We start from the raw sequence: 23,627 nt of genomic DNA on the forward strand, positions 1-23,627 counted from the left end.
ATCATTATTACTGCGCTTTTTTCGCTCTCAAGACTTTCAGGCACTGATTCAAATCGTTATGTAACGGTGCAACGACTCGCATCTCTTCACCTGTTTTAGGATGAGTAAATTTCAGTGAATACGCGTGCAAAAACAAACGTTTCAGCCCTGTATCTGCCAGCTGGCTATCAAATTGCCTATCACCATAACGATCATCAAAAGCAATTGGATGGCCTGCATGCAAAGTATGCACGCGGATCTGGTGAGTGCGCCCGGTTACTGGGCTCGCTTTAACTAACGTTGCATTTTCAAAACGTTCTTCGACTTTAAAGCGTGTTTCAGAAGGCTTGCCTTCACTACTCACTCGAACAATACGCTCACCGCTTTGTAAAATATTTTTCAATAACGGCGCTTGCACAACTTTAGTATGTGACTGCCAATTACCGCGCACTAACGCTAAATAATCTTTTTGCATCTGTTTCAGGCGTAATTGTTCGTGAAGCGCACGTAACGCCGAACGTTTTTTAGCAACCAATAAGATGCCGGAAGTATCTCTGTCTAAACGATGTACCAGCTCTAAAAAGCGGGCTTCTGGACGTAATGCGCGCAGCCCTTCAATCACGCCAAAGCTTAATCCACTGCCACCATGAACCGCGGTACCTGATGGCTTATTAATGACTAGAATGGATTCATCTTCAAATAGAATGCAATCTGTTAATGCTGCCACCTTATCCAATTTCGCTGAAACAGGTGCGGTTTCACGTTCAGCCACACGCACTGGCGGCACGCGAACTTGATCCCCTTCGAGTAGTTTGTATTCAGGCTTAATTCGCCCTTTGTTGACGCGCACTTCACCTTTACGGATGATGCGATAAATCATGCTCTTAGGAACACCTTTTAACTTGCTCAGCAAGAAATTATCAATGCGTTGCCCTGCTTCGTCATCGCTAATATCAATAAATTGGACTTGGTTTTCTGTTTTCATTCGGGAATGCGTTAACTCTGATTGATGAATAAATAGTCTCACTTACATCGTTATATCATACCGACTCCACGAATTTTTTTATGTTTTTTTTTAAATTGGTCAATTTCTGCATGATTGGCTCAATTTCTTAATAAAATTTCCATATAACTTACGTTGCACTTGCTATAATGCACTTGGCAATGGAATAATAAGCGGCGCCAAGATGTTTAAAAACGAAAATTGGCTTTGCTATGTTAGCTTTAGGTGTTTTTGCACTTTCGGCTATAATTATTTTTAGCTAGTAGAATACAAGTTAGACGTAATACTGTAGGAATTTATTATTTGATGGCGTAACGATGCTGCAATGGCGTAAGACATCTAACTAAATCAAATAAATTAGCGAGCAACGAATTTTAGCTTATTGGGTTGGGAGTCTCCGTTTTCTAAGAAATCTACGGCATCCTGATTAAGAACGCTGAATTTTTAATCTAAAAATCAGGTTCACCGAATACTGCGCGTCTCTATACGAACGACTGCCGAGAGGTAGACGGCTTTGTAAAAATCATGAGGCCATCGGTTTACAGTAGCTCCTTCTTTCGCTGCTCTTTATTATTTAAAAAATAATGAGTAAGTAATAACATGAAAAGAATGCTAATCAACGCAACTCAACAGGAAGAGTTGCGTGTTGCCCTTGTTGACGGGCAACGACTCTACGATTTGGATATTGAAAGCCCAGGTCATGAGCAAAAAAAAGCCAACATTTATAAAGGTAAAATCACCCGTATTGAACCAAGCCTCGAAGCTGCTTTTGTTGATTATGGCGCTGAAAGACACGGTTTCCTGCCTATCAAAGAAATCGCTCGCGAATACTTCCCTAGCAATTACCACTCCCAAGGTCGTCCTAACATCAAAGATGTGCTTAAAGAAGGCCAAGAGGTTATTGTTCAAGTTGATAAAGAAGAACGTGGTAATAAAGGTGCAGCCTTAACCACATTCATCAGCTTAGCGGGTAGTTATTTAGTTCTGATGCCAAACAACCCACGTGCCGGTGGTATTTCTCGCCGCATCGAAGGTGAAGATCGTACAGAATTAAAAGAAGCGTTATCTTGCTTAGAAATTCCAGATGGTATGGGACTCATCGTCCGTACTGCGGGTGTGGGTAAATCAGCAGAATCCCTGCAACAAGATTTACTGTATCGTTTACGCCACTGGGAAGCAATTCAAAAAGCCGCTGAAAACCGTCCAGCTCCGTTCTTAATCCACCAAGAAAGTAATGTGATCGTCCGTGCTTTCCGTGATTATTTACGTCCTGACATCGGCGAAATCCTGATCGATAACCCGAAAGTGGTTGAGATGGCACGTAACCATATCGAAGCGATTGGTCGTGGTGATTTTGCTAGCAAAATTAAACATTATAGTGGCGATGTACCTCTGTTTAGTCACTATCAAATCGAATCTCAAATCGAATCGGCGTTCCAGCGTGAAGTGCGTTTACCTTCAGGCGGTGCGTTAGTTATCGATACAACCGAAGCATTAACGGCTATTGATATCAACTCCTCACGCTCAACCCGTGGCGGTGATATCGAAGAAACGGCATTCAATACTAACCTTGAAGCCGCTGACGAAATTGCACGTCAATTACGTTTACGTGACTTAGGTGGGCTGATTGTTATCGACTTTATCGATATGACCCCAGTTCGCCACCAGCGTGAAGTTGAAAACCGCTTACGTGAAGCCGTTCGCCAAGACCGTGCGCGTATTCAAATCGCACGTATTTCACGCTTTGGTCTGTTAGAAATGTCTCGTCAGCGCCTTAGCCCATCACTGGGTGAGTCCAGCCATCACGTCTGCCCACGCTGTACAGGTACGGGGACTATCCGTGATAATGAATCGCTGTCACTGTCAGTACTGCGTTTAATCGAAGAAGAAGCACTGAAAGAAAATACCCATGAAGTGCATGCGATTGTCCCAGTGCAAATCGCGTCATACCTGTTAAACGAGAAACGCCAAGCAGTTACAGAAATTGAACAACGTCAGCGTAACGTTCGCGTTGTGATTGTACCGAATGACCAGATGCAAACGCCTCACTTCCACGTCATCCGTATCCGTAAAGGTGAAGAAGTTCAAACCCTGAGCTACAACTTAGCCCAGTATCATGAAACTGAAACTTTAAACCACGGTGAAGAAGCGACAACTGAGCGTAAAGCACCAGAGCAACCTGCTATTTCAGCATTTGCACTGCAAGAGCCCGTTGAAGTTCCTGCACTGAAACCAAAAGAAGCTCCGGCTAAAGCACCAGTTCGTGCCAAAGTGGATGAGCAACCTAAAGTTGGTTTATTTAGCAAAATTGCCGCTTTCTTTAAAGGTCTCTTTGCTGAAGAAGAAAAAGCGGTTGAAAAACCAGCGCAGAAACCACGTCAAAATAACAATGACCGTCGCCGCAATAATGATCGCCGTCGCAATAATAACGACCGCCGTAATAACAATCGTCGCGACCGCGATGATAATTACGAAAATCGTGATAACCGCGACAATCGTGACAACCGCGATAACCGTAATAATCGCAATGCACAATCTGAAGATGCTGCAAACCGCAACAAGGGACGTAACAACAAAAATGCGAACCAAGTTGAAGAGCAAATCACTGACAGTGCAAACCGCGAAAATCAGCAGCAACGTCGTGATCAACGTGCAGAACGTCGCCGTCGTCAAGATGAAAAACGTCAACAACAAACTGCAAAAACACAGCAAGATAACCAGCAAACCGCTGTTGATAATGCAGCTGTAGAAAAAGATGAAGAAGAACAACGCCCTGTTGCTCCTCGTCGTCAACGTCGTCAATTAACACAAAAAATTCGTGTGACTGACAATGACCAAACAGTAGAAACGTCAATGGTTGCTGATACCGCCGTTGTTGCAGAAAAATCTGCGCCGATTGCGGCATTACCAGCAGCAGTGAATGTTGAGAAAAAACAATCTCATGTTTCGCTGGACGAAGATGACAACTTAGCGACTAACTCAGAACAATTGGATGATGATGAAAAACAAGACACCATCATTCCACGCCGTTCTCGTCGTTCACCACGTCATCTGCGGGTGAGTGGTCAGCGTCGTCGCCGTTACCGTGATGAGCGTCATCTGAATAAATCACCAATGCCTTTAGCGGCGGCTGTAGCCTCCCCTGAATTAGCCTCTGGTAAAGTATTTATTCGTTACCCAGTCGTTCAGCCTCAACAAGAAAGCATGGCTATCATGACCAATGAAGAGATGCTGGAACAACAAAATACCGTTCAAGCCCCTGTGGTAGCTGCTCCGATTGAACATGCTGAAGTAAAAGCCGAGCTCACTGAAGCCCCAGTTGTTACTGAAACTGTTATCGAAGCACCAAAAGTAGAAACTGAAACCAGCGTTGTTGTTGAAACCGCAGCAGTGAAAAGCGATGTTGTTGAAAATGTTGTTGCTGAAAATGTTGTTGAGAATGTCGCAGCAGACGTTATCGAAGAGACAAAATCAGCAGTCGTTGAAACGCAGGTTGAAACCGCTGTCGTTGAAGAGGTCAAAACTATTGTTGAACCTGTCGTTGCAGATGTGGTGATTGAAACTGCGGTTACTACAGCAGTTATTGAAACCACCGTGATTGAACCGGCTTCAACAGCAAATACAGTTATCTTACACAAACGCCATGCATACTCACCAATGACGAAAGCCCCAGCGCCTGCTGTAGTGGCTTCAGACTTTGAAATTAAAGAGTATCAACGTGAGCCATCAACCTTTGAATCTAAAGGCGCAGGTGGACATGTAGCAGCCAACGTTGCGACATCAGAAATGGCAAAACCTGCTAGCTTCTAACATTAGTAAGTAATTGACGAAAGCCTTGATGGGAAACTATCAAGGCTTTTTTTTGCCCAAAAAAAATTGTTCCTGTTGTAATTTATTAAATACTAACGAAATTTATCATCTTAAAGCCTTTGACGAAATATCGTAGATAACTGCATTGTACATTTGCATAAAAGACATATGTACCGTGGGAAAGCACACTTAATGAGGATATTTCTATGGATTATGATTATACACAAATACGCCATTGGAAAAATGGCCATGCCTATGCAAGCGATGGTGTATTACTACTCCCAACCCTTCATGTAAGTTACAACAGAATTCTGCCTGACCACATTCTGAATGCGATGGCAAAAGGATTATGTGGAGTCTGTGGGATCAGTAATTGCCGTTTCGAAAAGACATCCCCTTATAAAAAAATGTTAAGCGCCTATCAAAGTGGACAACTTGAATTAATGTATACCATTTATTGGCGTTCTTTTGGCGGGTTGTACCCAATGATGAAACCGAAAATAGAGCAGGATTTAAATGAAATAAATAAAATAGAGTCAGAGGAGAAAGGATTCGTAATGTTGAAGATGCATTAAGAGCTTATGATAAATATAAAACTAATATTAATAAAAAGATCGATACTAAAAACCGGAAAATTATTGCATCAGCATTAGAATCACTCAACGTTGATGAGATTGCAAAAAACTTGAAAAAATTCAGTAAAGGCATGGGCTTTGTAAGCTATTCAATTGATGCTAACGACCTAAGAATTGAATTGGTTAAAGCCGTAGAAACTGATAATTGGAGACCATTTTTTGTGAAAGTAGAAACTATATTAATAGGAATTAGTGCTACGGGTATTGCTGGCTTAGGTTTTAGTTTTTTTATTAGGTGGGCCAGTTGGTATATTAGGCTATGGACTCATACTTGCCGGAATAGGGTCTCTAATTGATGATAGCTTGGTAGAAAAAGCAAATAAGCTAGTTGGTCTATAGTAAGCCACAGAAGGCAGTTCATTTGGTTACTGCCATCTTTTTATAAATATAGTTAATATAAATATTAACGTTATTGGAATTGCGAAGAAAAAAACAACACCATGATACAAAGCTAATCCTCCAGCCTTACCTGGAGTGTCCATCAACAAGCCTCTACTCCAAAATTCTTTAGTAGTAAAAATTAAAAAAAAGCTTTCCACAGCCCATTTAGCCAGCGGGAAAATTACAATACCAATAATGCTTATCAGTATAATTAATGGTTTATATTTAAGCTCATTATCTAAACAAGAGTATAAAAATAATGAACCCATAAACCATCCCCAGCACATATTTTTAATATAATATCGTTTATTCATTGCGTGTTTTCTTACCAACTAAAGAGTTAATGATAACAAAACACATATGCGAATGAAAACTCATAGTAAAACTAAGTTATTAATATATATGTATTTTAAATCCAATCAACTAATCATTAAGTAAACCATCTCATTTTATTACTAAAAAAAAAGCTGAGACATAGCTCAGCTTCCTTAAAATTAAGTCAGGCGATAATTACTTAGTTTCAGGTCGCGCCAGCTCACCCATCTCTTTAAGTTTTTTAGAGATCTCACGACGCTCTTTGGATAACTCAGCATTCTTAATGATGTAATCATCGATACGGTCATCATAGTCGCTACGCATATTTGCGATGATGCCATGGATATCATCAATGGACATACCTGGTTTGATATACTCACTCAGGTTATCTAACAGCAGAACACGCTTTTGGTTATCACGAATTTTCTTTTCGTTATCCGTGATTTCGCGACGAATTTTATTTTTACGACGAAACATACGCACAAATTCCAGGACATTCTGGAAAGTTGGTTTGTTGGCGTTGTCCATGTTTAAAATCCCCTATTCAATAATCAAAATGTATTGTCTATTAACACAATACCTTCTTCTAGGGTCACCTTACAAGATGCATTCACTATTTTATTGATTTGAATTTAATGATTTGCATTGCCAATGCATCTTTAGCCTTTAATTTGCGAGCGTGCTCGTAAGCCATTTACATACAGACAAACTTCCTCCATTAAATCCCGCCTGTTTTATTAATCAATGTTAGTAATAACCTTCTTCATTGAAACAAAACACTTGAACATTGTAGCCTATAAGATACCATGAGGACATATGCGTATAATTCGGCATTATTTAACCACGGATGGTAAAGATCCATGCTCAGATTTCATCGATAAAATCAAAGACCCAATTGCTAGAATTAAAGTGGTCATGCGTATTAACCAACTCGCTAAGGGGAATTTAGGGAAACATAAATATTGTCGAAATAGAGTATGGGAGTTAAAAATTGACCAAGGATCTGGATATCGAGTCTATTACAGCTTAGTTAAAGACGAGATTATTTTACTGCTTTTAATGGGTACGAAAAAAACACAACAAGCAGACATTGATATCGCAATTCAGTATCTAACCGATTATTTAAGGTAGGAACAAATATGGCTAAATCTCGATTACATGACGATGCAGTAGTTGAAATGCTACGTAAAGATCCAACTCTCATCCCAATTTACCTACAGCAAGCCTTTGTACAGATTGATGAAGATGGCGGGCAAGCCGCATTTTTATTAGCTTTACGCCATATTATTGAAGCTCGAGGAGGGATGGCGGATATAGCCGAACAGTCCGGCTTATCCCGAGAAACACTCTATCGAACATTATCCCCGACTGGAAACCCAACATTAAAAACGCTACGCAGCATCATTAATGCAACTGGAATACCATTTTCTTCACTCGCGACGCTATCCCCCACATAAGTTTAGATTTTTTGCCAGATGGTTTACCATAGCATCAAACTTTTATGCGTTTGCATTACTCACCTAAATCGACGATGGACCTCATTTTGAAAAATAAGCATAATCAGCCGACCTTCTTTATCCATGACTATGAAACATTTGGTAAGCATCCGGCTCTGGATCGCCCTGCTCAGTTTGCGGGTGTGCGGACAGACTTAGATTTCAACATCATCGATGAACCTGAGGTATTTTACTGCAAACCTACGGATGATTATCTTCCTCAGCCAGAAGCGGTCATGATAACCGGCATTACCCCGCAAATCGCCATGGCTAACGGCGTGAATGAAGCGGAATTTGCGAAGCGCATCCATGACGCATTCAGCGTACCGAATACCTGCATTATGGGTTACAACAATATTCGCTTTGATGATGAAGTGACGCGAAATATTTTTTATCGTAACTTTTATGACCCTTACGCCTATAGCTGGCAGCAAGGCAATTCGCGCTGGGATTTACTGGATGCGTTACGTGCTTGCTTTGCGCTGCGCCCTGAAGGGATCAATTGGCCAGAAAATGATGACGGGTTACCTAGCTTACGCCTTGAATATTTAACTAAAGCTAACGGCGTGGCCCATGAAAATGCCCATGATGCGATGTCTGACGTTTTAGCCACCATTAATATGGCTAAGTTACTGAAACAAGCTCAACCTCGTATGTTTGATTATTTCTATCAACTGCGAAATAAAAACAAAGTTAACCAGCTGATCGACATCGTGGATATGACCCCGTTAGTTCATGTATCGGGGATGTTTGGCGCGGTACGCTCTTATGTCAGCTTAGTGGCCCCTCTCGCTTGGCACCCTGAGAATAAAAACGCGGTGATTATGTGTGACCTGTCAGCCGATATGTCGCCACTACTAACGTTAAATGCGGATGAACTTCGTGAGCGCTTATACACACCAAAAGCCGATTTAGGTGACGAGCTACCCGTCCCAGTTAAACTGGTACATATTAACAAATGCCCAATCCTTGCCCCTGAAAAGACCTTGCGAACGGTAGATGCGGAGCGTACAGGTATTGACCGTGACCTATGCATGCGTAATTTAGAACTATTACGTAAGAATCCTGATGTGCGTAATAAACTGATTGAGTTGTTTAGCGTCGCCCAACAATTTGAAGAAAATAACGATGTAGATAGCCAAATCTATAATGGCTTTTTCAGCCCGTCTGATCGCTCTACGATGGACATTATTCGCGAAACGCCACCTCAAAATTTACCTGCATTAGATCTTAGCTTTGAAGATAAGCGTATGAAGGAGCTATTTTTCCGTTATAAGGCACGCAATTTCCCTGCGACACTCTCTTATGATGAGCAACAGCGTTGGTTACAGCATCGCCGCAATTATTTTACTGAGTGCCGTTTAACGGATTATTTACAGCAAATTCAATTACTCATGGAAGTTCATCATGAAGATGAAAAACGCTGTCAGCAATTAAAAGCGTTGGTCAACTATGCCGCTGAGCTCGCGAGTTAATTGTGAACACCAGAGACAACTATGGGCAGAAAACCTGCCCATTTTTATTATCTTTTATTGTTCTAGTGCCCTAGTGGTCACAACCACAATCCCCTTCCCAATGTTTCCGTTTGGTGGTCTTTCCAAGACCTGGGTTCATGGTATTTGTTGGGTCAGACACTTTATAAAACGATTTCAATTGTTCCGGTGCTTTATATAAATGCCCGACGTTGTGCTCTGCTGGGTACTGAGCACCTCGCGCATCCAATAATTCCAACATTTTTTGCTTCAGCTCTTTCGGATCTACGCCTTTTTTCAAGACATAATCTTGATGCATTACGTGGCACATAAAATGTCCGCAATATAATTTATGCACAATCAGATTTTCAATTTCTGGTGGCAATTTTTCAAACCAATCACGGTCATTACGTCTTAGTGCAATATCTAGCGGCAGGACATCTTCCACATCATTATTATGTACGGCATGATAGCGAACGGCAGATCCCGCAGCGGCAAAGCGATGTAAGAATGCTTTTGCGCCTTCTTCTGGTGTGCATTCAAAATAGCCACCATCGGCTGTGGCGAAGAAGGATTTCAACCAGACTTTGGCTTCATCAATACCGTCTCCCGCCATTTTGAGCATTAAATGGTGCTCGTACTGGTCACGGAACTGTTTCATACGCGGTGGTAGATGAGATGGCCACAGTTTGCTTAGCAGTTGCATGGTACGGTCAATTAAATTTGATGGTAGCAGTGGTACTTTATTCAGTACCGCATCCATACGCCCTTTAATGGTAAAGAAAGTTGGCATTTTGTCGGTACCAAATTTATCTATCATTAAGAACGTATCTTTACCGTATATTTCGGCAATATCAAAGCAGCCACGGTGCATATATTCGCCCGCGACAGGCAAGTTTTCAAACTCACTCAAGATATGGCGACGAATGTCTTCTAGAACATCTGGATTGTTTGAACCAATATAGAAAACTTGTGTGGCTTTGTCCGCAGGGAAAGTGTCTAAGCGCACAGCGAAAACAGCTAACTTACCCGCACAACCTGAGGCTTCAAATAACCGACGTTCGTCCGCATTAAAGCGTGATGGCGTGTCTGCATCGACATCTCGCACGCGTTCAGCATAGTCATGGTCGGATGCCAACTTTTCGCTATTTTCAATATCTTCACTGCTATAGCGACGGTTTTGTAGGTTGGTTAAGATCTCTTCTGGAGTTTTCCCCAATTCGATACCTAAATGGTTTACCAGCTCAACCTTGCCATCTTCATTGACGCGTCCATATAAGGCCAACTCAGTATAAGCCGGACCACGACGCACAAGGGAGCCACCAGAACTATTACAAATTCCTCCCACAACAGAAGCACCAATACATGAAGAGCCAATTAAGGAGTGCGGTTCACGCCCTAGTGGTTTGAGGATTTTTTCGAGGTCATAGAGCGTACTGCCAGGCATCGCAACCACTTGGTTGAATTCAGGTAGCACTTGAATTTGGTTTAGGCGTAACGTGCTGATAATGACGATATCACGATCATAATCATAGCCGCTTGGGGTTGAGCCTTCGGTGAGCCCCGTGTTTGCCGCTTGCATGATCACAATTTTGTCAGCTTCGACACAGGCTTTAAATACATACCACTGTTCGAGTAATGTGGTTGGGAATACAACAGCAATGGCATCACCTACTCCTGAGCGGAAGCCTTTGCGATAACGTTCTGTTTTATGGGGTTCGGTAAGGATATTTTTTTTGCCAACAATGTTCCTGAGTGTGAGTAATAATCGTTGGTTCTCAGGATTTTTTACATCATTCATCTCATGCCTTCCTGTCAGGGTCTTGTCATTAAACCCATCCACAATATCACATAAGATTAATATGTTAAGAAATTATTAATACCCTTTAGAAACAAAAACAGCACCCAAAGGCGCTGTTTTTATTCATCTTCAATTTCAGTTCGCAGTTCGCAGTTTAATTATTTTGATGCTCGCATACATTCAAAATAATTCGTGTTGTAGCTAGGCGGCAAATAAAGTCATCCCGATGAGCATACATGAGTATGTGATTCGGGTGACTTTATGATGCCAACAACGCTACGACGCGAAGTATGAAGAATATATCTATACGTCGCTCATCTGCGGCATAGGCCTACGGAACATACGTGTCAACACCGCCATATACACCAGACCAACCGCCGTCCAAATCAGACCATAAACCATTGAATCTTCTTCGATATTCAGCCACAGCACACAGACTGTTAGCGTACCGATGATCGGTAATATCAAATAATTCATGATGTTTTTGAAGCCTTTAATACGGCGTTCACGGATAAAGAACTGGCTAATCACTGAAATATTGACGAATGTAAATGCAATCAGCGCACCAAAGTTAATTAATGCTGTTGCAAAATCCATCTCAAACCAGATAGCGCCGAGGGCTAAGAAGCCAACTAATAAGACGTTATAAGCTGGAGTACGCCATGTTGGGCTAACGTAGCCGAACACTTTTTCTGGGAATACACCATCACGACCCATTACATACATTAAACGCGCACTACCCGCATGAGCCGCCATACCGGATGCTAATACCGTGACACAGGAGAACACAAGGATAATGGCTTGGAAGAAGGACCCCGCCACAAATCGCATAATGTCAGGCTGTGTTTCGTTAATATTCGCAAAGCGTGAAACGTCTGGGAAAAATTGCTGTAAGAAGAACGAAACGGTAATAAAAATCACGCCACCAATCAGTGCTGTTAAGAAAATTGCACGAGGAATAACTTTACCTGCATTTGGTGTCTCTTCTGACAGTGAACTTAACCCATCAAAACCTAAGAATGAGAAACAGAGTATGGTTGCTCCAGCTATCAACGGGATCATCTCAGTTTTTTCATTTGCAAATGGATTGAATGTCCAGATCTCCCCTGTCCCTTCACCATTTGAAACCCCGTGGATCACTAAACCTGTAAATACCGCCATTACCCCCATTTGGATAATCGCAATCACGGTACTTAAGTTTGCAATCACGTTGATGCCTCGTAAGTTGGCGGCGGTCATTAAAATAACCAAACCAATAACAAAATACGCAGGTTCAACATTCGGGAAAATATCTTGTAAATAAATTTTCGCCAATAAGATGTTGATCATTGGCATGAAAATGTAGGACAGCAAAGATGTCCAACCCACAAGGAAACCAATATGTGGACTCATTGATTTCTGGGCATAAGTATAGGCTGAACCAGCGGATGGGAAGCGTTTAACCAGCTTACCGTAGCTCAGTGCAGTAAACAGTATCGCAGCAAGTGCAATAATGTATGAAGTCGGGACGTGACCACCCGTCTTATCTGATACCATTCCGAAAGTATCAAAGATAGTCATTGGCTGGATATACGCAATACCAATCATAACAACTTGTACAAGCGTTAATGTCTTCGCAAGTTGAACACGGTTATTGGCACCAGTTTGGTTGTGGCCGATATCTAAAGGTACGGAATTATTTTGCATGATAAAGCCCTCCCATAACTTTCGATTGCGTACTTCGACTCAATCGACAGTTACTGGGAAGACTTTGCATCTGCCTATAAGCAGAGAAGAAAGAAGAGAAGTGGAAAAGCGTCTGTGCGAAGCCGGTGTTTGCTCCGTAGTCATCAATGCGGCAACGACGGCCGCTTGGCCCTGCTGCCAGTGCGAAAAAGTAAGCCATAAAAGCATTCCTCAAAGCTGTAGCATGAAATATTAGCTACACGTAAATATTTATTTATCTATCCGGCCTGATATCCGGCCCCGTTAAAATGAAAGAACCCTAAAAAGCAAAAAAACCGATGCCGGTTTTTATCAGGCATCAGTCATTTTTTAGTCCGCGCATTTTGCACGTCATACCTGTAAATAGCAAGCCAATTTGTTAACAAAACGCCCCCTTTTCGATGAGAAATTCTGATAATTTTGGACTTTCCGTTCTGATAGCTAATATGACATGCTTTTAAGACGATAAATGACACTAAATCCGATTGATTATCCTTAATAAAATGCTAAACCGGTCGGTCTAATTTCGCGGCACTTTTTTCCAATAACATATCTAAACTTGAGTGCAGTAATTTACTTTTTATGGCTTTGGTTTCTGACTGCAATGGACTACCGACTTTGTTATCCATCGTATAGACCGTCACTTTTCCCTCTTGATGGTTATAAATCAATAACCCATCCACGCCATAATCATATTGGTCTTTAAAATTACCCAGTACCGATTGCATACTGTTTCTCGCCTCAACATCACCATTGACGGCTTTACGGAGTGCTTCAATGGATAGCCCTACCGGAACTGAGTAGACATACAACACTTCCACATCGGAATCACCATCATCACTGCCATTACACATAAAGCAAGCGTCTCTTTGAACTGAGGATAGCCTCTCCATTTTGCGCAATTCGATTAATAATTTTTGACCATCTTGATACGGTGATTGCGAGATATCGAGAAAAACTAATCGGTAAGGTCCCGGGTCACCTGCAAGGGCATGGGAAATACCGCCTATAAATAGTAAAAAACTCAGACAACTAGCTCTAAAATAACGGTTAAATTTGGGCATAGTCTATTCCTGCTCGGCTCCATATCGCGGTGAGGAAGATTGACGCAGTTAGCGGTAAATAACCATATCTTTATTCCGAATTACTGATTTTCTTTTTGGATACCTATTTTCTTTTTAAATAATAGTACAAAAAAGCCCTTTGGCGATTAACCAAAGGGCTTAGATAAATAAAAATTAATGGTTTAATTAGAAGTTGTAGTTGATGCCGATATTATAACGACGACCTTCTAATTCAGCGCCATAGGTTCCTTGATCTACACGGCGGTCTAGCACGTTATAAACACCACCAACAATGTTGGCATTTTTACTGAGTTTATAACTCGTACCTAGGTCAAACAGTGCATAAGAAGGTGTTCCTTTACTCATTTGCTGACCACGACCTTGATAATCTGAAGTTTCACTACGGAAATTCATACGACCCCAAGTTTGTAAATCTTCCGTTGTATCCCAAGTTAAGGTGGTATTTACCATGTGCTTAGGCTGCTTACTCAACGGCTTACCTTTATTTACACCACTTTTTTGCTCTGTGTGCGTATAGGTATAGTTCGCTGCAAATTCGAGGTTATCAAGAATTCCCCAGTTGAAAGTCACTTCAACACCTTGCATTCTTGCTTTGTCAACGTTGGCTTTATCGCTAACAAAACGGTACGGTTTACCTGGGGTATCACCTTCACCATCCGCTAATGTACAATCTCTGATTGTGTCAATGCTATTGTCACAACGTCTGATTTCCGTGATTTTATCTTTGAAATCAGTATTATAAATAGTAACCCCAGCGGTTAGGTTATCTTGATTATTCCAAATAACACCAATCTCTTCAGTGATACTTTTTTCTGGTTTCAGATCTGGGTTACCGTAAATGACGGCATTTCCTTTACCGCCACCAGTTGCTTGTCCCCAGTTTGCCGACGACTCACGTAAACTTGGTGCTTTATAGCCTGTAGATACACCACCTTTAATCGTCCATTGCTCATCTGCATGCCAAACACCGTATAAACGAGGAGTCCAATGAGCACCGTAGTTTTCATCATTATCCATTCGCAGACCACCTGTTAATGCAAAGTCATTTGTCATTAACCATTCATCTTCTGCAAATAATGCCCAGCTGTATCTGTCTAATTCATTATATTGTTTAAACTTATTTCCTTCATCTTTCAGTTTCTCTTTACGGTATTGCCCACCAATACTTACGCTGTGGTCACCTAATAAAAAGACACTTTGATTTCGTAACACAAGGTCTTCTGCGGTCATTTTACGACCCGGGTTTTTTGTTTCATCGTACTGAACATAAGTGTCCGTCGATGCAACGTCATAAATACCCGTATGAGTTAACGCCATGTGGGTCAATTCATATTTACTAAAACCGCTACCATCACCCCTTTTATTTGTATAACCTTCACGGTCATCTCGATGCTGGTTATCACGTTTAAATTCCGCATCAAACGTGTTTTTATCATCTGGAGTTAATGACACAGTCGCTCCGCCACTAGTCATAATTTGACGATTAAATCCATCAATGATTTTGTCTTCACTACGATGTGAATACTGTCCTTGGGCTTTAACTCCCAATAAACCGTCAATTAATGGTCCAGATGTATAGAAGCTTCCTTGTCCTGTATTACCCGAATTTTTGCGTTCTGTAATGGTAGTATCTGCACGTAAACTGGTCGTCCATTCTTGTTGTACACGGCGAGTAATAATATTAATTACCCCACCCATAGCATCAGAACCATATAGCGATGACATAGGGCCACGTACTACTTCAATCCGCTCAATCGCAGGTAATGGTGGTAACCAGCCTTGCTCAATACCAGAACCATCGCTATTTGGGCGAGTACTACGTGTATCCACACGTTTCCCGTCGATAAGGATCATAGTGTATTTTGCATCCATCCCTCGGATACTAATATCGGAGCTGCTACCGCCACCAGTAACAAGAACACCAGGGACATCCTTCAGGGCATCCGTCACATCGCGATACGCTTTAGTTTCTAGCTGTTCACGTGTCACAACGGAAATTGATGCTGGCGCATCTTCAATCTTTTGCTGATAACCTGATGCAGTTGTTACAAAAATTTTATCGCTGCTGTCATCCGCAAAAGCAGGTACCGCAGTGATAGCCGCAATAATGCTAACTGCTATTTTTCTTTTAGTAAAAACAACCATTCCCAATTCTCCAAGAGATTTCTTTATCTTAACAATGAATTTTCTATGCTCAGCATGGGTCGTCTAACGCCCCAAAGGTTTATTATTCTTTTGACATGATACTTTCTGAGGTTTACCACTTTCGAAGCTAAATCAATTAAGTAATTAACTCTCATTCGCAGGCGGTTACAATAATGTAAATGGTAATACTTATCAATACCATTATTGAATGATTCATGACTTTCCGTGATGAATTGTGTGACTTAAGTCAAAGGTTAAATCTTTTGAATCAAGATCTGCGGCTGATTATTCATCAGTCGTAGATCCGATTAAAAACGAAGAAAGGTGAGCGCTTATCAAAAGAAAGCTAAATACAAGCGCGAGAAGACAGTAGATACGGAAGGTTATTGATTAATATTCTGGTTAAACTGTGCGTAACCGCGTTTTGCCGCTGCGTGATACTGTTGGTTTAGTGGTGCAGTCATCTGTTGCGCTATTCCCGTCATTTCAGGACCTGCGAGTTCAGGGGAACCGGTACGAAACGGCGGGCGAGGATCATACTCAATTGCCAATTCGACAAGGGAGGCAACTTCTTCTCCACGCAAGGCTTTGAGCACCAACAGTGAGGCGTCAAATGAACCGGTTGCCGGCCCAGAGGTATAAATCGACCCATCGATGACGACATCACTGCCCCCTACAGCAATTGCCCCTACATCTGGTAGCATCGGGACAACATTGCTATTACTGGTTGCCCGCTTACCCCGCAATAACCCTGCCGTTCCTAACATTAGCGAACCATAGCAAGTACCAATCACCGTTTTTGCGGTATGCCCAACCCGTGCAAAAAACTGAATCACTTCAGGATCTTCAATAACCTCTGGAGGCACCATACCCGTGACTAAAACATCTAAATCATCAGGACACTCATCAAATGTCATTGTTGGCATAGTTGGCCACCCTGTGTAACCCTCAAGCAGCTCTTTACGCTTCCAGATAAAATAAATTTCAGCACCCACAATAGTAAAAACGGATTGTGCTCCATTAATGTCCATTGGCATAAATCCTGGGCAGACAAAAATACCCACTTTAAGTAAAGAAGATTGCTGCGCCCTCCCCCCTGCAATCAGCGCCTGAATTGACGGTGTCGTCAACCCAGCGGCTGTGCTAATGGCATAATCATATTTATTCATTCTATTACCTTTGGTTGTTTAATCATCATTATTATACTGATCGGTAAGATAATATATGATATACAATGAAGTAAACTATTTTTGTACTGAATGGTAATAAAATGGCACAAAAAGGTAGACCACGAAATTATGATAGCCATGAAGCGCTAAATAACATCATGGCGTTATTCTGGCGCAAGGGGTATTCCGCGACTTCACTTGAAGATTTGGTTGACGTCACTGCGATGAAAAAGCCGAGTCTCTACGCCGCTTTTGGAAACAAAGCGCGACTGTATGAATTAGCAATGGCACGGTTTGGTGAAATCGCGCAGGCACATTACGCAGCTGCGCTGGCTGAGCAATCGCCAAATGAGCCGTTGTTCGCACGACTTAGCCGTTGGCTTCGAGCCACCGTCTCCTTGTATAACGGCGTAGACGGTAAAACGGGCTGTATGGTGCTCTCCACTGCCGTAGCAGAAACCGATGACCCACAGGTACAAGCCTTCCTAAAAGACGTTATCTTTGCACAGGAGACGATGCTTATCACTTGTATCGAAAAGGAAAAATCGGCCTTACGTGAACCTAAAAATGCGCGATTACTGGTAAAAACGCTTATCGCATTACTGCATTCAGTATCGCTACGGGCGAGAGCGGGCGAAACAGAAGAGGAGTTGTCCGCGCTAATTGATGCGGGAGAGATGGTGCTGCGTGCAACGCTAGTTATACCAGAAAACACCCAATCAACGTCATCCCCTTAGAAAACAAAAATGGGTAATGTTGTCAGCAAACTCACTGACCAACATTACCCATTAACATCTTAATTTTAAGAGAAAATTACTTCTCTAAATTCTCTTTATATGACGGGAAGCTCATCTCTTTATAACGGATAATCGAGGTTTTCTTCACGATTTTATATCCGAACCAGATAGCTAAGAATAGAGGAATACCGATATAGGTTGCGGTAACACCTACCCAGTCAATCTTATCTTCTAAGAAAGCTTGATAGTTTTGACCCAGTGTAATCACTAAGCACAGGATAAAGGCGAAAATTGGCCCGATTGGGAAGAAACCAGAGCGGTATGGCAAGTCATTAAGATCTCTACCTTGCGCAATATAGCCTCTTCTGAAGCGGTAATGGCTGATGGCAATCCCTAACCACGCGATAAACCCAGTCATACCTGACGTGTTTAATAACCACAGATATACCGTTTGGTTACCAAACATTGAGCTTAAGAAGCACAGACCCGCCACAACCGTGGTTGCCAGCAATGCATAACGTGGTACGCCACCTTTAGAGAGGCGAGCAAAGATTTTTGGTGCTTTACCTTCACGAGCTAAGGTGTACAGCATACGCGTTGAGGCATACATCCCGGAGTTACCCGCAGAGAGAACCGCCGTTAAGATAACGGCGTTCATCACCGCTGCCGCTGATAATAAACCTGCATTCTCAAATACTAGTGTAAATGGACTCACGCTAATATCTTTTACGTCATTACGCAGCAAGCTTGGATCAGTGTAAGGAATAATTAAGCTGATGATTAAAATTGCGAAGATATAGAACAGCAAAATACGCCAGAATACTTTACGCACCGCACGAGGGATATTTTTCGCAGGATCTTTTGACTCACCCGCCGCAATACCGATTAATTCAGTACCTTGGAATGAAAACCCTACGATCATCGCCACACCAATCATGGCAGAGAAACCACCAGCAAATGGTGCATCACCAATTTCCCAGTTATGCCAACCTGCGTTTTCTGCGCCGTTCATAATGCCGAAAATCATCAGCACGCCAACGACGATAAAAATAACCACCGTGGTCACTTTGATTAGCGAGAACCAATATTCTGCTTCACCGAAGCCTTTTACGGAAATGTAGTTTAGTAAGAAAATGATTGCTAAGAAGATAGCACTCCAGATCCAACCTGGGGTATCTGGGAACCAGTAGGTCATCACTAATTGCGCAGCCACAAGGTCAACCGCGATAGTCACCGCCCAGTTGTACCAGTAGTTCCAACCTAATGCGAAGCCAAAGCCTTCATCAACATATTTTGCGCCATAAGTCGCAAAGGAGCCAGAGACTGGCATGTACGCAGCTAATTCACCTAAGCTGGTCATTAAGAAGTACACCATTAAACCAATAATGGCGTATGAGAGGAGCGCTCCACCCGGTCCAGCTTGTGCTACTGTGGCACCGGATGCCACAAATAAACCGGTTCCGATGGAGCCGCCAATTGCGATCATCGCGAGGTGGCGAGCTTTTAGTTCTCGACGTAATCTTGGTCCGCCGCTCATCGATGTCGTTGTATGTTGTTCTGCCATCTGTTCCCTGTATTTTATTTTCAGTCAATAACGCGGGGGATTCTAACAAACTCAAACGGCAGAACTAAGCAACTCTTTGCTGTTATAAGATACCTTCATAATCCAGCGATAATTATTAGCAAAACACGTTATAGTGAATAAAACGTCAATTACAATAATCCAGCAGATTCGTTATCGCGTTAGAAAGATGCTTCTGACGGTGATAAATCAGGTATAACGTACGCTCAAGTTGTAACTCTTCCACTTCAAGCTCCACCAGCGTGCCATTCTCTAATTGCTCCGCAATCACACGTCGAGATAAACAGCTGATACCCATCCCAAAACGTACCGCATGTTTAATCGCTTCAGAATTACCTAACTCCATTAAAATATGGAATCCTGGAAGGTGAGCAAAGAGTAGTTGATCTAGTACATCGCGCGTACCAGAACCTCTTTCACGCAAGATCCATGGCGCATCTTTTAACTCTTTTAAAGTCACTTTTTTTTGTGCTAATGGGTTACTTGGTGCGGAAAACACCACTAACTCATCTTTTAACCACGGTTTTGAAATAAGCTCAGGACTGTGGCAAACCCCTTCAATCAGCCCCACATCAGCCCGAAACTCCATCACGCCTTTAATGACTTCCTCAGTATTTCCGATAAATAATTCCAGTGGAATTTCAGGATTATCATGACGGTACCCGGCTAAAATCTCAGGCAACATATAGTTACCGATTGTGGTACTTGCCGCCAAACGAACTGCGCCCATCTCTTTTTTGAACAGTTGCTCGACTTCAAATGCTTGTTCTAATAACGCTAATGCCTTTGGGTAAAGTAGGCGCCCATGTTCGTTAGTGACAAGTCGTTTACCTACACGGTCAAAGAGTTGCACACCTAATTGCCCTTCCAAGTCAGTCAGTGAAGCGCTCACTGCGGACTGCGATAACGCTAATAATTGCGATGCTTGCGTCGTGGAGCCACTTTTTAATACTTCCGTGAAAACTTCAAGCTGCCTCAGTGTAATACGCATACAGAAAGCTCCAAGATGATTATGTAGTTGTAATAATATTGTTAATATTAATCATTTATTAGCAATATACCAGAAGAAACTCTTAATCTGTTTTTTAGATAAATAATACAAAAACAATCAATTTAGATTATTACATTTTTTGTTATATGCTTATTCCAACTTAATCTAAGTCGTCATAAAGAGTGTAGTCATGGATAAAACTGGAACCAAAGCAATCACACAAAATAATTCATTCCCTATTCTAAAACTTGTTCCGGGGATCATTTTAGCGGGAATTTTAACAGCCATTGCCATATACCTTGGTGAACAATCATGGTTTATGGATATCGGGCTGGGCGCGCTCACTCTGGCTATTCTTCTTGGTATTTGTGTGGGAAATACCGTTTACCCTGCGATTAGTACAAGTAGCGATGCAGGAATTAAATTCGCTAAGCACTATTTTTTACGTGCCGGTATTATTTTGTATGGCTTTCGCCTGACTTTTCAGCAAATTACCGACGTGGGAGCCACAGGACTGATTATTGATGCGCTCACATTAACCTCAACTTTTTTCTTAGCTTATTGGCTTGGTAAAAAAGTATTCAAACTTGATGATGAAACCACCATGTTAATTGGTGCGGGTAGCAGTATTTGTGGTGCCGCTGCCGTAATGGCAACCGAGCCGGTCGTTAAAGCATCCGCAAGTAAGGTCGCAGTTGCCGTTTCAACCGTGGTGATCTTCGGTACCATTGGTATTTTTGTCTACCCATGGTTATATCAGTTAAATGCGCATTTCGGCTGGATCCCTGCGACTCAAGAAACGTTCGGGATTTATATCGGTTCAACCGTACATGAAGTCGCCCAAGTTGTTGCCGCAGGTCATACTATTGGTCCAGATGCAGAAAATGCTTCTGTGATAGCGAAAATGTTACGCGTGATGATGCTGGCGCCGTTTTTAATTATCTTATCTGCATTTATTAGCCGTAAAAATGCGGCCAGCACGCAAGAAGGCACCCAAAAAAGTAAAATTACGATCCCTTGGTTTGCGGTGATTTTTATCTTGGTCGCCGCGTTTAACTCATTCAACTTATTACCTGAGCAACTGGTTAAACAAATTATTACGTTAGATACCATCCTATTAGCGATGGCGATGGTGGCATTAGGGTTGACAACGCATGTCAGTGCGATTCGACAAGCGGGGATCAAACCTTTATTGATGGCTGCTATCTTGTTCGCTTGGTTAATTTTCGGCGGTATCGTGATTAACGTTGTTATTCAGTCGGTGTTTTAACCCTCATTTTCTATTCGCTAAGTTTGTCTCCTTTTTTGAGCCGCTTTTATAAGCGGTTCTTTTTTATTGGTTTCATTTCTTTAGTTATTAATGGCATACTCCTGAAAAAAGGAGTCAATCATGAAATATGTTGGAGCACATGTCAGCGCCTCTGGCGGCGTAGACCAAGCAGTCATTCGCGCCCATGAAATTGGAGCCACCGCATTTGCTTTATTTACCAAGAATCAGCGTCAATGGAAAGCAGCCCCCCTTAGCGACGAAGTAATTAAAAGCTTCAAACAAAACTGCGCTAAATACGGTTATGGGAAGCACCAAATTTTACCCCACGACAGTTATCTCATTAATTTGGGGCACCCTGAATTTGAAGCATTAGAGAAATCTCGCGTCGCTTTTATTGATGAAATGCAGCGTTGCATGCAATTGGGGATTGACCTGCTGAACTTCCATCCCGGCAGCCACCTTAAGCAAATTGAAGTTGATGATTGCCTCGCGCGTATTGCAGAATCGATCAATATCGCCTTAGAAGAAACTGAAGGCGTTATCGCCGTCATTGAAAATACTGCAGGACAAGGGACAAATCTGGGGTTTGATTTTACGCATCTAGCTAAAATCATCGAACGCGTGAAAGATCAAAGCCGTGTCGGTGTTTGTATTGATACTTGCCATGCCTTTGCCGCAGGTTATGACTTGCGCACAGCAGAAGATTGCGAGAAAACATTCCAACAATTTTCTGATATTGTGGGCTTTGAATTCTTAAAAGGTATGCATCTTAATGATGCGAAAAGTGAATTTGCCAGCCGTGTTGACCGCCATCATAGCTTAGGTGAAGGCAATATTGGCTATGCACCATTTAGCTATATTATGAAAGACCCACGTTTTGATGGTATCCCGCTGATTTTAGAGACCATCAATCCCGATATTTGGCCACAAGAGATTGCATGGTTAAAATCGCAACAAAATAGCTAAGACAGCTAATAGACAAAAACCATCGCAAACAAAAAGGCGGCCTTCTATAGCCGCCTTCTCAATGAAATAATCGTACAATATTTACAATGATTTCATCTCAATTTTCGCCATCATATCTGCCAGCTTATTACGATTTTTTAAGCCAACATCTGGCTGAGAAACCGATAACGCAGAAATTGCGGTCGCCATACGGAGTGTATGCTCGCTAGTCTCACCATTTAATAACCCGTAAGCTAACCCTGCAACCATTGAATCCCCAGCACCTACCGTACTGACAACCTCACATTGAGGCGGCTTTGCAAGCCAAGATCCTGAAGCATTTACCCAAAGAGCGCCTTCTTCACCTAGGGAAATGACCACGTGAGAAATACCTTTATCACGCAGCTCATGTGCCGCCGCAATAACATCTTTTAAATCAGGTAATTTGCGCCCTACCCATGTTTCTAACTCTTGACGATTAGGTTTAACTAACCATGGGGATGCTTTCAGACCCGCTTTTAATGCTTCGCGGCTACTATCAAAGATAATACAAGGGCATAATTGACGCAGACGAGTCATCCAACGTGTGAATTCTTCAGGTTCAATCCCATTAGGTAAACTTCCGCTTACCACCACCATGTCAAAATGACCAAGCCAATTAAGGGATTCTGTGGAAAAACGGTTCCAATCTTCTTTACTGACATCAAAACCAGAGAAATTAAAGTCTGTCGACTCACCGTTATTTTCTGTGAGCTTAACATTAATGCGCGTACGACCTGGCACCATGCTAAAGCGGTTTGCCATGCCATTTTCACTAAAGAAATGTTGGAATTCTTCTTGGTTGTCCTTACCCATAAAGCCGCTAACAGTGATATCAATACCGAGGTCACGCAGGACTTTTCCTACATTAACCCCTTTGCCTCCAGCATTGAGACTAGCGGTCTTAACTAAATTGACTTCACCGACTTCGATGGAAGGGCATAGCCCCACAAGGTCATAAGCAGGATTTAATGTAATTGTAGCAACCCGGCGAGTCATAACCACTTATCTCCCTTATCATTATTGTCTTCGTGCAGACGGTCTTATCACAAGATTTTCAGGGCATAG

The 23,627-nt window shown here is 42.2% G+C and carries 21 protein-coding genes; 10 read left to right on the forward strand and 11 right to left on the reverse strand.

Features of this window, described 5'->3' with window-relative positions:
• Positions 1-7: 7 nt before the first annotated feature.
• Positions 8-964, reverse strand: a complete 957-nt coding sequence (gene rluC, locus ACY3ZI_RS12240; protein ID WP_036953062.1) for a 23S rRNA pseudouridine(955/2504/2580) synthase RluC — start codon at positions 962-964, stop codon at positions 8-10.
• Positions 965-1,582: 618 nt separating this feature from the next.
• Between rluC and rne the strand changes: the two genes are divergently transcribed.
• From rne to ACY3ZI_RS12260, 4 genes are all read left to right on the forward strand, one after another.
• Positions 1,583-4,792: a ribonuclease E gene (gene rne, locus ACY3ZI_RS12245; RefSeq protein ID WP_487375264.1), complete on the forward strand. Its 3,210-nt coding sequence runs from the start codon at positions 1,583-1,585 to the stop codon at positions 4,790-4,792.
• A 206-nt stretch (positions 4,793-4,998) separates the two neighbouring features.
• Positions 4,999-5,367, forward strand: a complete 369-nt coding sequence (locus ACY3ZI_RS12250; protein WP_487375265.1) for a hypothetical protein — start codon at positions 4,999-5,001, stop codon at positions 5,365-5,367.
• On the forward strand, positions 5,343-5,723 hold the full coding sequence (locus tag ACY3ZI_RS12255) for a colicin-like pore-forming protein (protein ID WP_487377535.1): 381 nt from the start codon (positions 5,343-5,345) through the stop codon (positions 5,721-5,723). Before ACY3ZI_RS12250 ends, ACY3ZI_RS12255 begins: the two co-directional genes overlap by 25 nt.
• Positions 5,707-5,766 (forward strand): hypothetical protein, encoded by a 60-nt coding sequence (locus tag ACY3ZI_RS12260; RefSeq protein WP_442959116.1) that lies wholly within the window; start codon positions 5,707-5,709, stop codon positions 5,764-5,766. The genes ACY3ZI_RS12255 and ACY3ZI_RS12260 overlap by 17 nt, the downstream gene beginning before the upstream one ends.
• Before the next feature lie 26 nt (positions 5,767-5,792).
• Here the strand turns inward: ACY3ZI_RS12260 and ACY3ZI_RS12265 are convergent, their stop codons facing one another.
• Together ACY3ZI_RS12265 and tmaR are read right to left on the reverse strand one after the other, a co-directional pair.
• Complete coding sequence (locus ACY3ZI_RS12265) at positions 5,793-6,077, reverse strand: colicin E1 family microcin immunity protein (RefSeq protein ID WP_487375266.1); 285 nt, start codon at positions 6,075-6,077, stop codon at positions 5,793-5,795.
• A gap of 241 nt (positions 6,078-6,318) precedes the next feature.
• Positions 6,319-6,651 carry a PTS system regulator TmaR gene (gene tmaR / locus ACY3ZI_RS12270; protein ID WP_036953053.1) on the reverse strand — a complete coding sequence of 111 codons (333 nt, stop codon included), beginning with the start codon at positions 6,649-6,651 and terminating at the stop codon, positions 6,319-6,321.
• Positions 6,652-6,939: 288 nt separating this feature from the next.
• Between tmaR and ACY3ZI_RS12275 the strand changes: the two genes are divergently transcribed.
• The 3 genes from ACY3ZI_RS12275 (at position 6,940) to sbcB (ending at position 9,094) form a co-directional block, all read left to right on the forward strand.
• The gene (locus ACY3ZI_RS12275) at positions 6,940-7,254 is read left to right on the forward strand and encodes a type II toxin-antitoxin system RelE/ParE family toxin (RefSeq protein WP_211885955.1); all 315 of its coding nucleotides are present in this window, start codon (positions 6,940-6,942) and stop codon (positions 7,252-7,254) included.
• Positions 7,255-7,262: 8 nt separating this feature from the next.
• Positions 7,263-7,580 carry an addiction module antidote protein gene (locus tag ACY3ZI_RS12280; protein WP_154639312.1) on the forward strand — a complete coding sequence of 106 codons (318 nt, stop codon included), beginning with the start codon at positions 7,263-7,265 and terminating at the stop codon, positions 7,578-7,580.
• Between the two features lie 74 nt (positions 7,581-7,654).
• Positions 7,655-9,094, forward strand: coding sequence for an exodeoxyribonuclease I (sbcB, locus tag ACY3ZI_RS12285; RefSeq protein ID WP_211885956.1), 1,440 nt, complete (start codon positions 7,655-7,657; stop codon positions 9,092-9,094).
• Positions 9,095-9,164: 70 nt separating this feature from the next.
• On the opposite strand, the gene dld is transcribed toward sbcB, so the two are convergent.
• The 5 genes from dld to ACY3ZI_RS12310 all read right to left on the reverse strand — a co-directional run bounded on the left by dld (position 9,165) and on the right by ACY3ZI_RS12310 (position 16,995).
• Entirely contained in the window at positions 9,165-10,892 is a 1,728-nt protein-coding gene (gene dld, locus ACY3ZI_RS12290) for a D-lactate dehydrogenase (RefSeq protein ID WP_211885957.1), read from the reverse strand.
• Between the two features lie 303 nt (positions 10,893-11,195).
• Positions 11,196-12,578 (reverse strand): APC family permease, encoded by a 1,383-nt coding sequence (locus ACY3ZI_RS12295; protein ID WP_132495302.1) that lies wholly within the window; start codon positions 12,576-12,578, stop codon positions 11,196-11,198.
• A gap of 524 nt (positions 12,579-13,102) precedes the next feature.
• Positions 13,103-13,660 carry a hypothetical protein gene (locus ACY3ZI_RS12300; RefSeq protein WP_211885959.1) on the reverse strand — a complete coding sequence of 186 codons (558 nt, stop codon included), beginning with the start codon at positions 13,658-13,660 and terminating at the stop codon, positions 13,103-13,105.
• A gap of 186 nt (positions 13,661-13,846) precedes the next feature.
• Positions 13,847-15,826: a ligand-gated channel protein gene (locus ACY3ZI_RS12305; RefSeq protein WP_487375267.1), complete on the reverse strand. Its 1,980-nt coding sequence runs from the start codon at positions 15,824-15,826 to the stop codon at positions 13,847-13,849.
• 383 nt (positions 15,827-16,209) lie between these two features.
• Positions 16,210-16,995, reverse strand: coding sequence for a DJ-1/PfpI family protein (locus tag ACY3ZI_RS12310; protein ID WP_211885962.1), 786 nt, complete (start codon positions 16,993-16,995; stop codon positions 16,210-16,212).
• Positions 16,996-17,096: 101 nt separating this feature from the next.
• Between ACY3ZI_RS12310 and ACY3ZI_RS12315 the strand changes: the two genes are divergently transcribed.
• Positions 17,097-17,732 carry a TetR/AcrR family transcriptional regulator gene (locus tag ACY3ZI_RS12315; protein WP_487375268.1) on the forward strand — a complete coding sequence of 212 codons (636 nt, stop codon included), beginning with the start codon at positions 17,097-17,099 and terminating at the stop codon, positions 17,730-17,732.
• 76 nt (positions 17,733-17,808) lie between these two features.
• On the opposite strand, the gene ACY3ZI_RS12320 is transcribed toward ACY3ZI_RS12315, so the two are convergent.
• Positions 17,809-19,296 (reverse strand): amino acid permease, encoded by a 1,488-nt coding sequence (locus ACY3ZI_RS12320; RefSeq protein WP_036953029.1) that lies wholly within the window; start codon positions 19,294-19,296, stop codon positions 17,809-17,811.
• Between the two features lie 145 nt (positions 19,297-19,441).
• Positions 19,442-20,305 carry a DNA-binding transcriptional regulator YeiE gene (gene yieE / locus ACY3ZI_RS12325; RefSeq protein ID WP_036953026.1) on the reverse strand — a complete coding sequence of 288 codons (864 nt, stop codon included), beginning with the start codon at positions 20,303-20,305 and terminating at the stop codon, positions 19,442-19,444.
• Positions 20,306-20,495: 190 nt separating this feature from the next.
• Here yieE and ACY3ZI_RS12330 point away from each other — a divergent pair, with 190 nt between their 5' ends.
• Together ACY3ZI_RS12330 and nfo are read left to right on the forward strand one after the other, a co-directional pair.
• A complete protein-coding gene (locus ACY3ZI_RS12330; protein ID WP_211885965.1) occupies positions 20,496-21,575 on the forward strand; it encodes a YeiH family protein in 1,080 nt (359 codons plus the stop codon).
• 120 nt (positions 21,576-21,695) lie between these two features.
• The gene (gene nfo / locus ACY3ZI_RS12335) at positions 21,696-22,541 is read left to right on the forward strand and encodes a deoxyribonuclease IV (RefSeq protein WP_132495314.1); all 846 of its coding nucleotides are present in this window, start codon (positions 21,696-21,698) and stop codon (positions 22,539-22,541) included.
• 81 nt (positions 22,542-22,622) lie between these two features.
• Here the strand turns inward: nfo and fruK are convergent, their stop codons facing one another.
• Positions 22,623-23,558 carry a 1-phosphofructokinase gene (fruK, locus tag ACY3ZI_RS12340; protein ID WP_036953017.1) on the reverse strand — a complete coding sequence of 312 codons (936 nt, stop codon included), beginning with the start codon at positions 23,556-23,558 and terminating at the stop codon, positions 22,623-22,625.
• Positions 23,559-23,627: the final 69 nt, after the last annotated feature.

The organism is Providencia sp. LY12 (assembly GCF_057621555.1).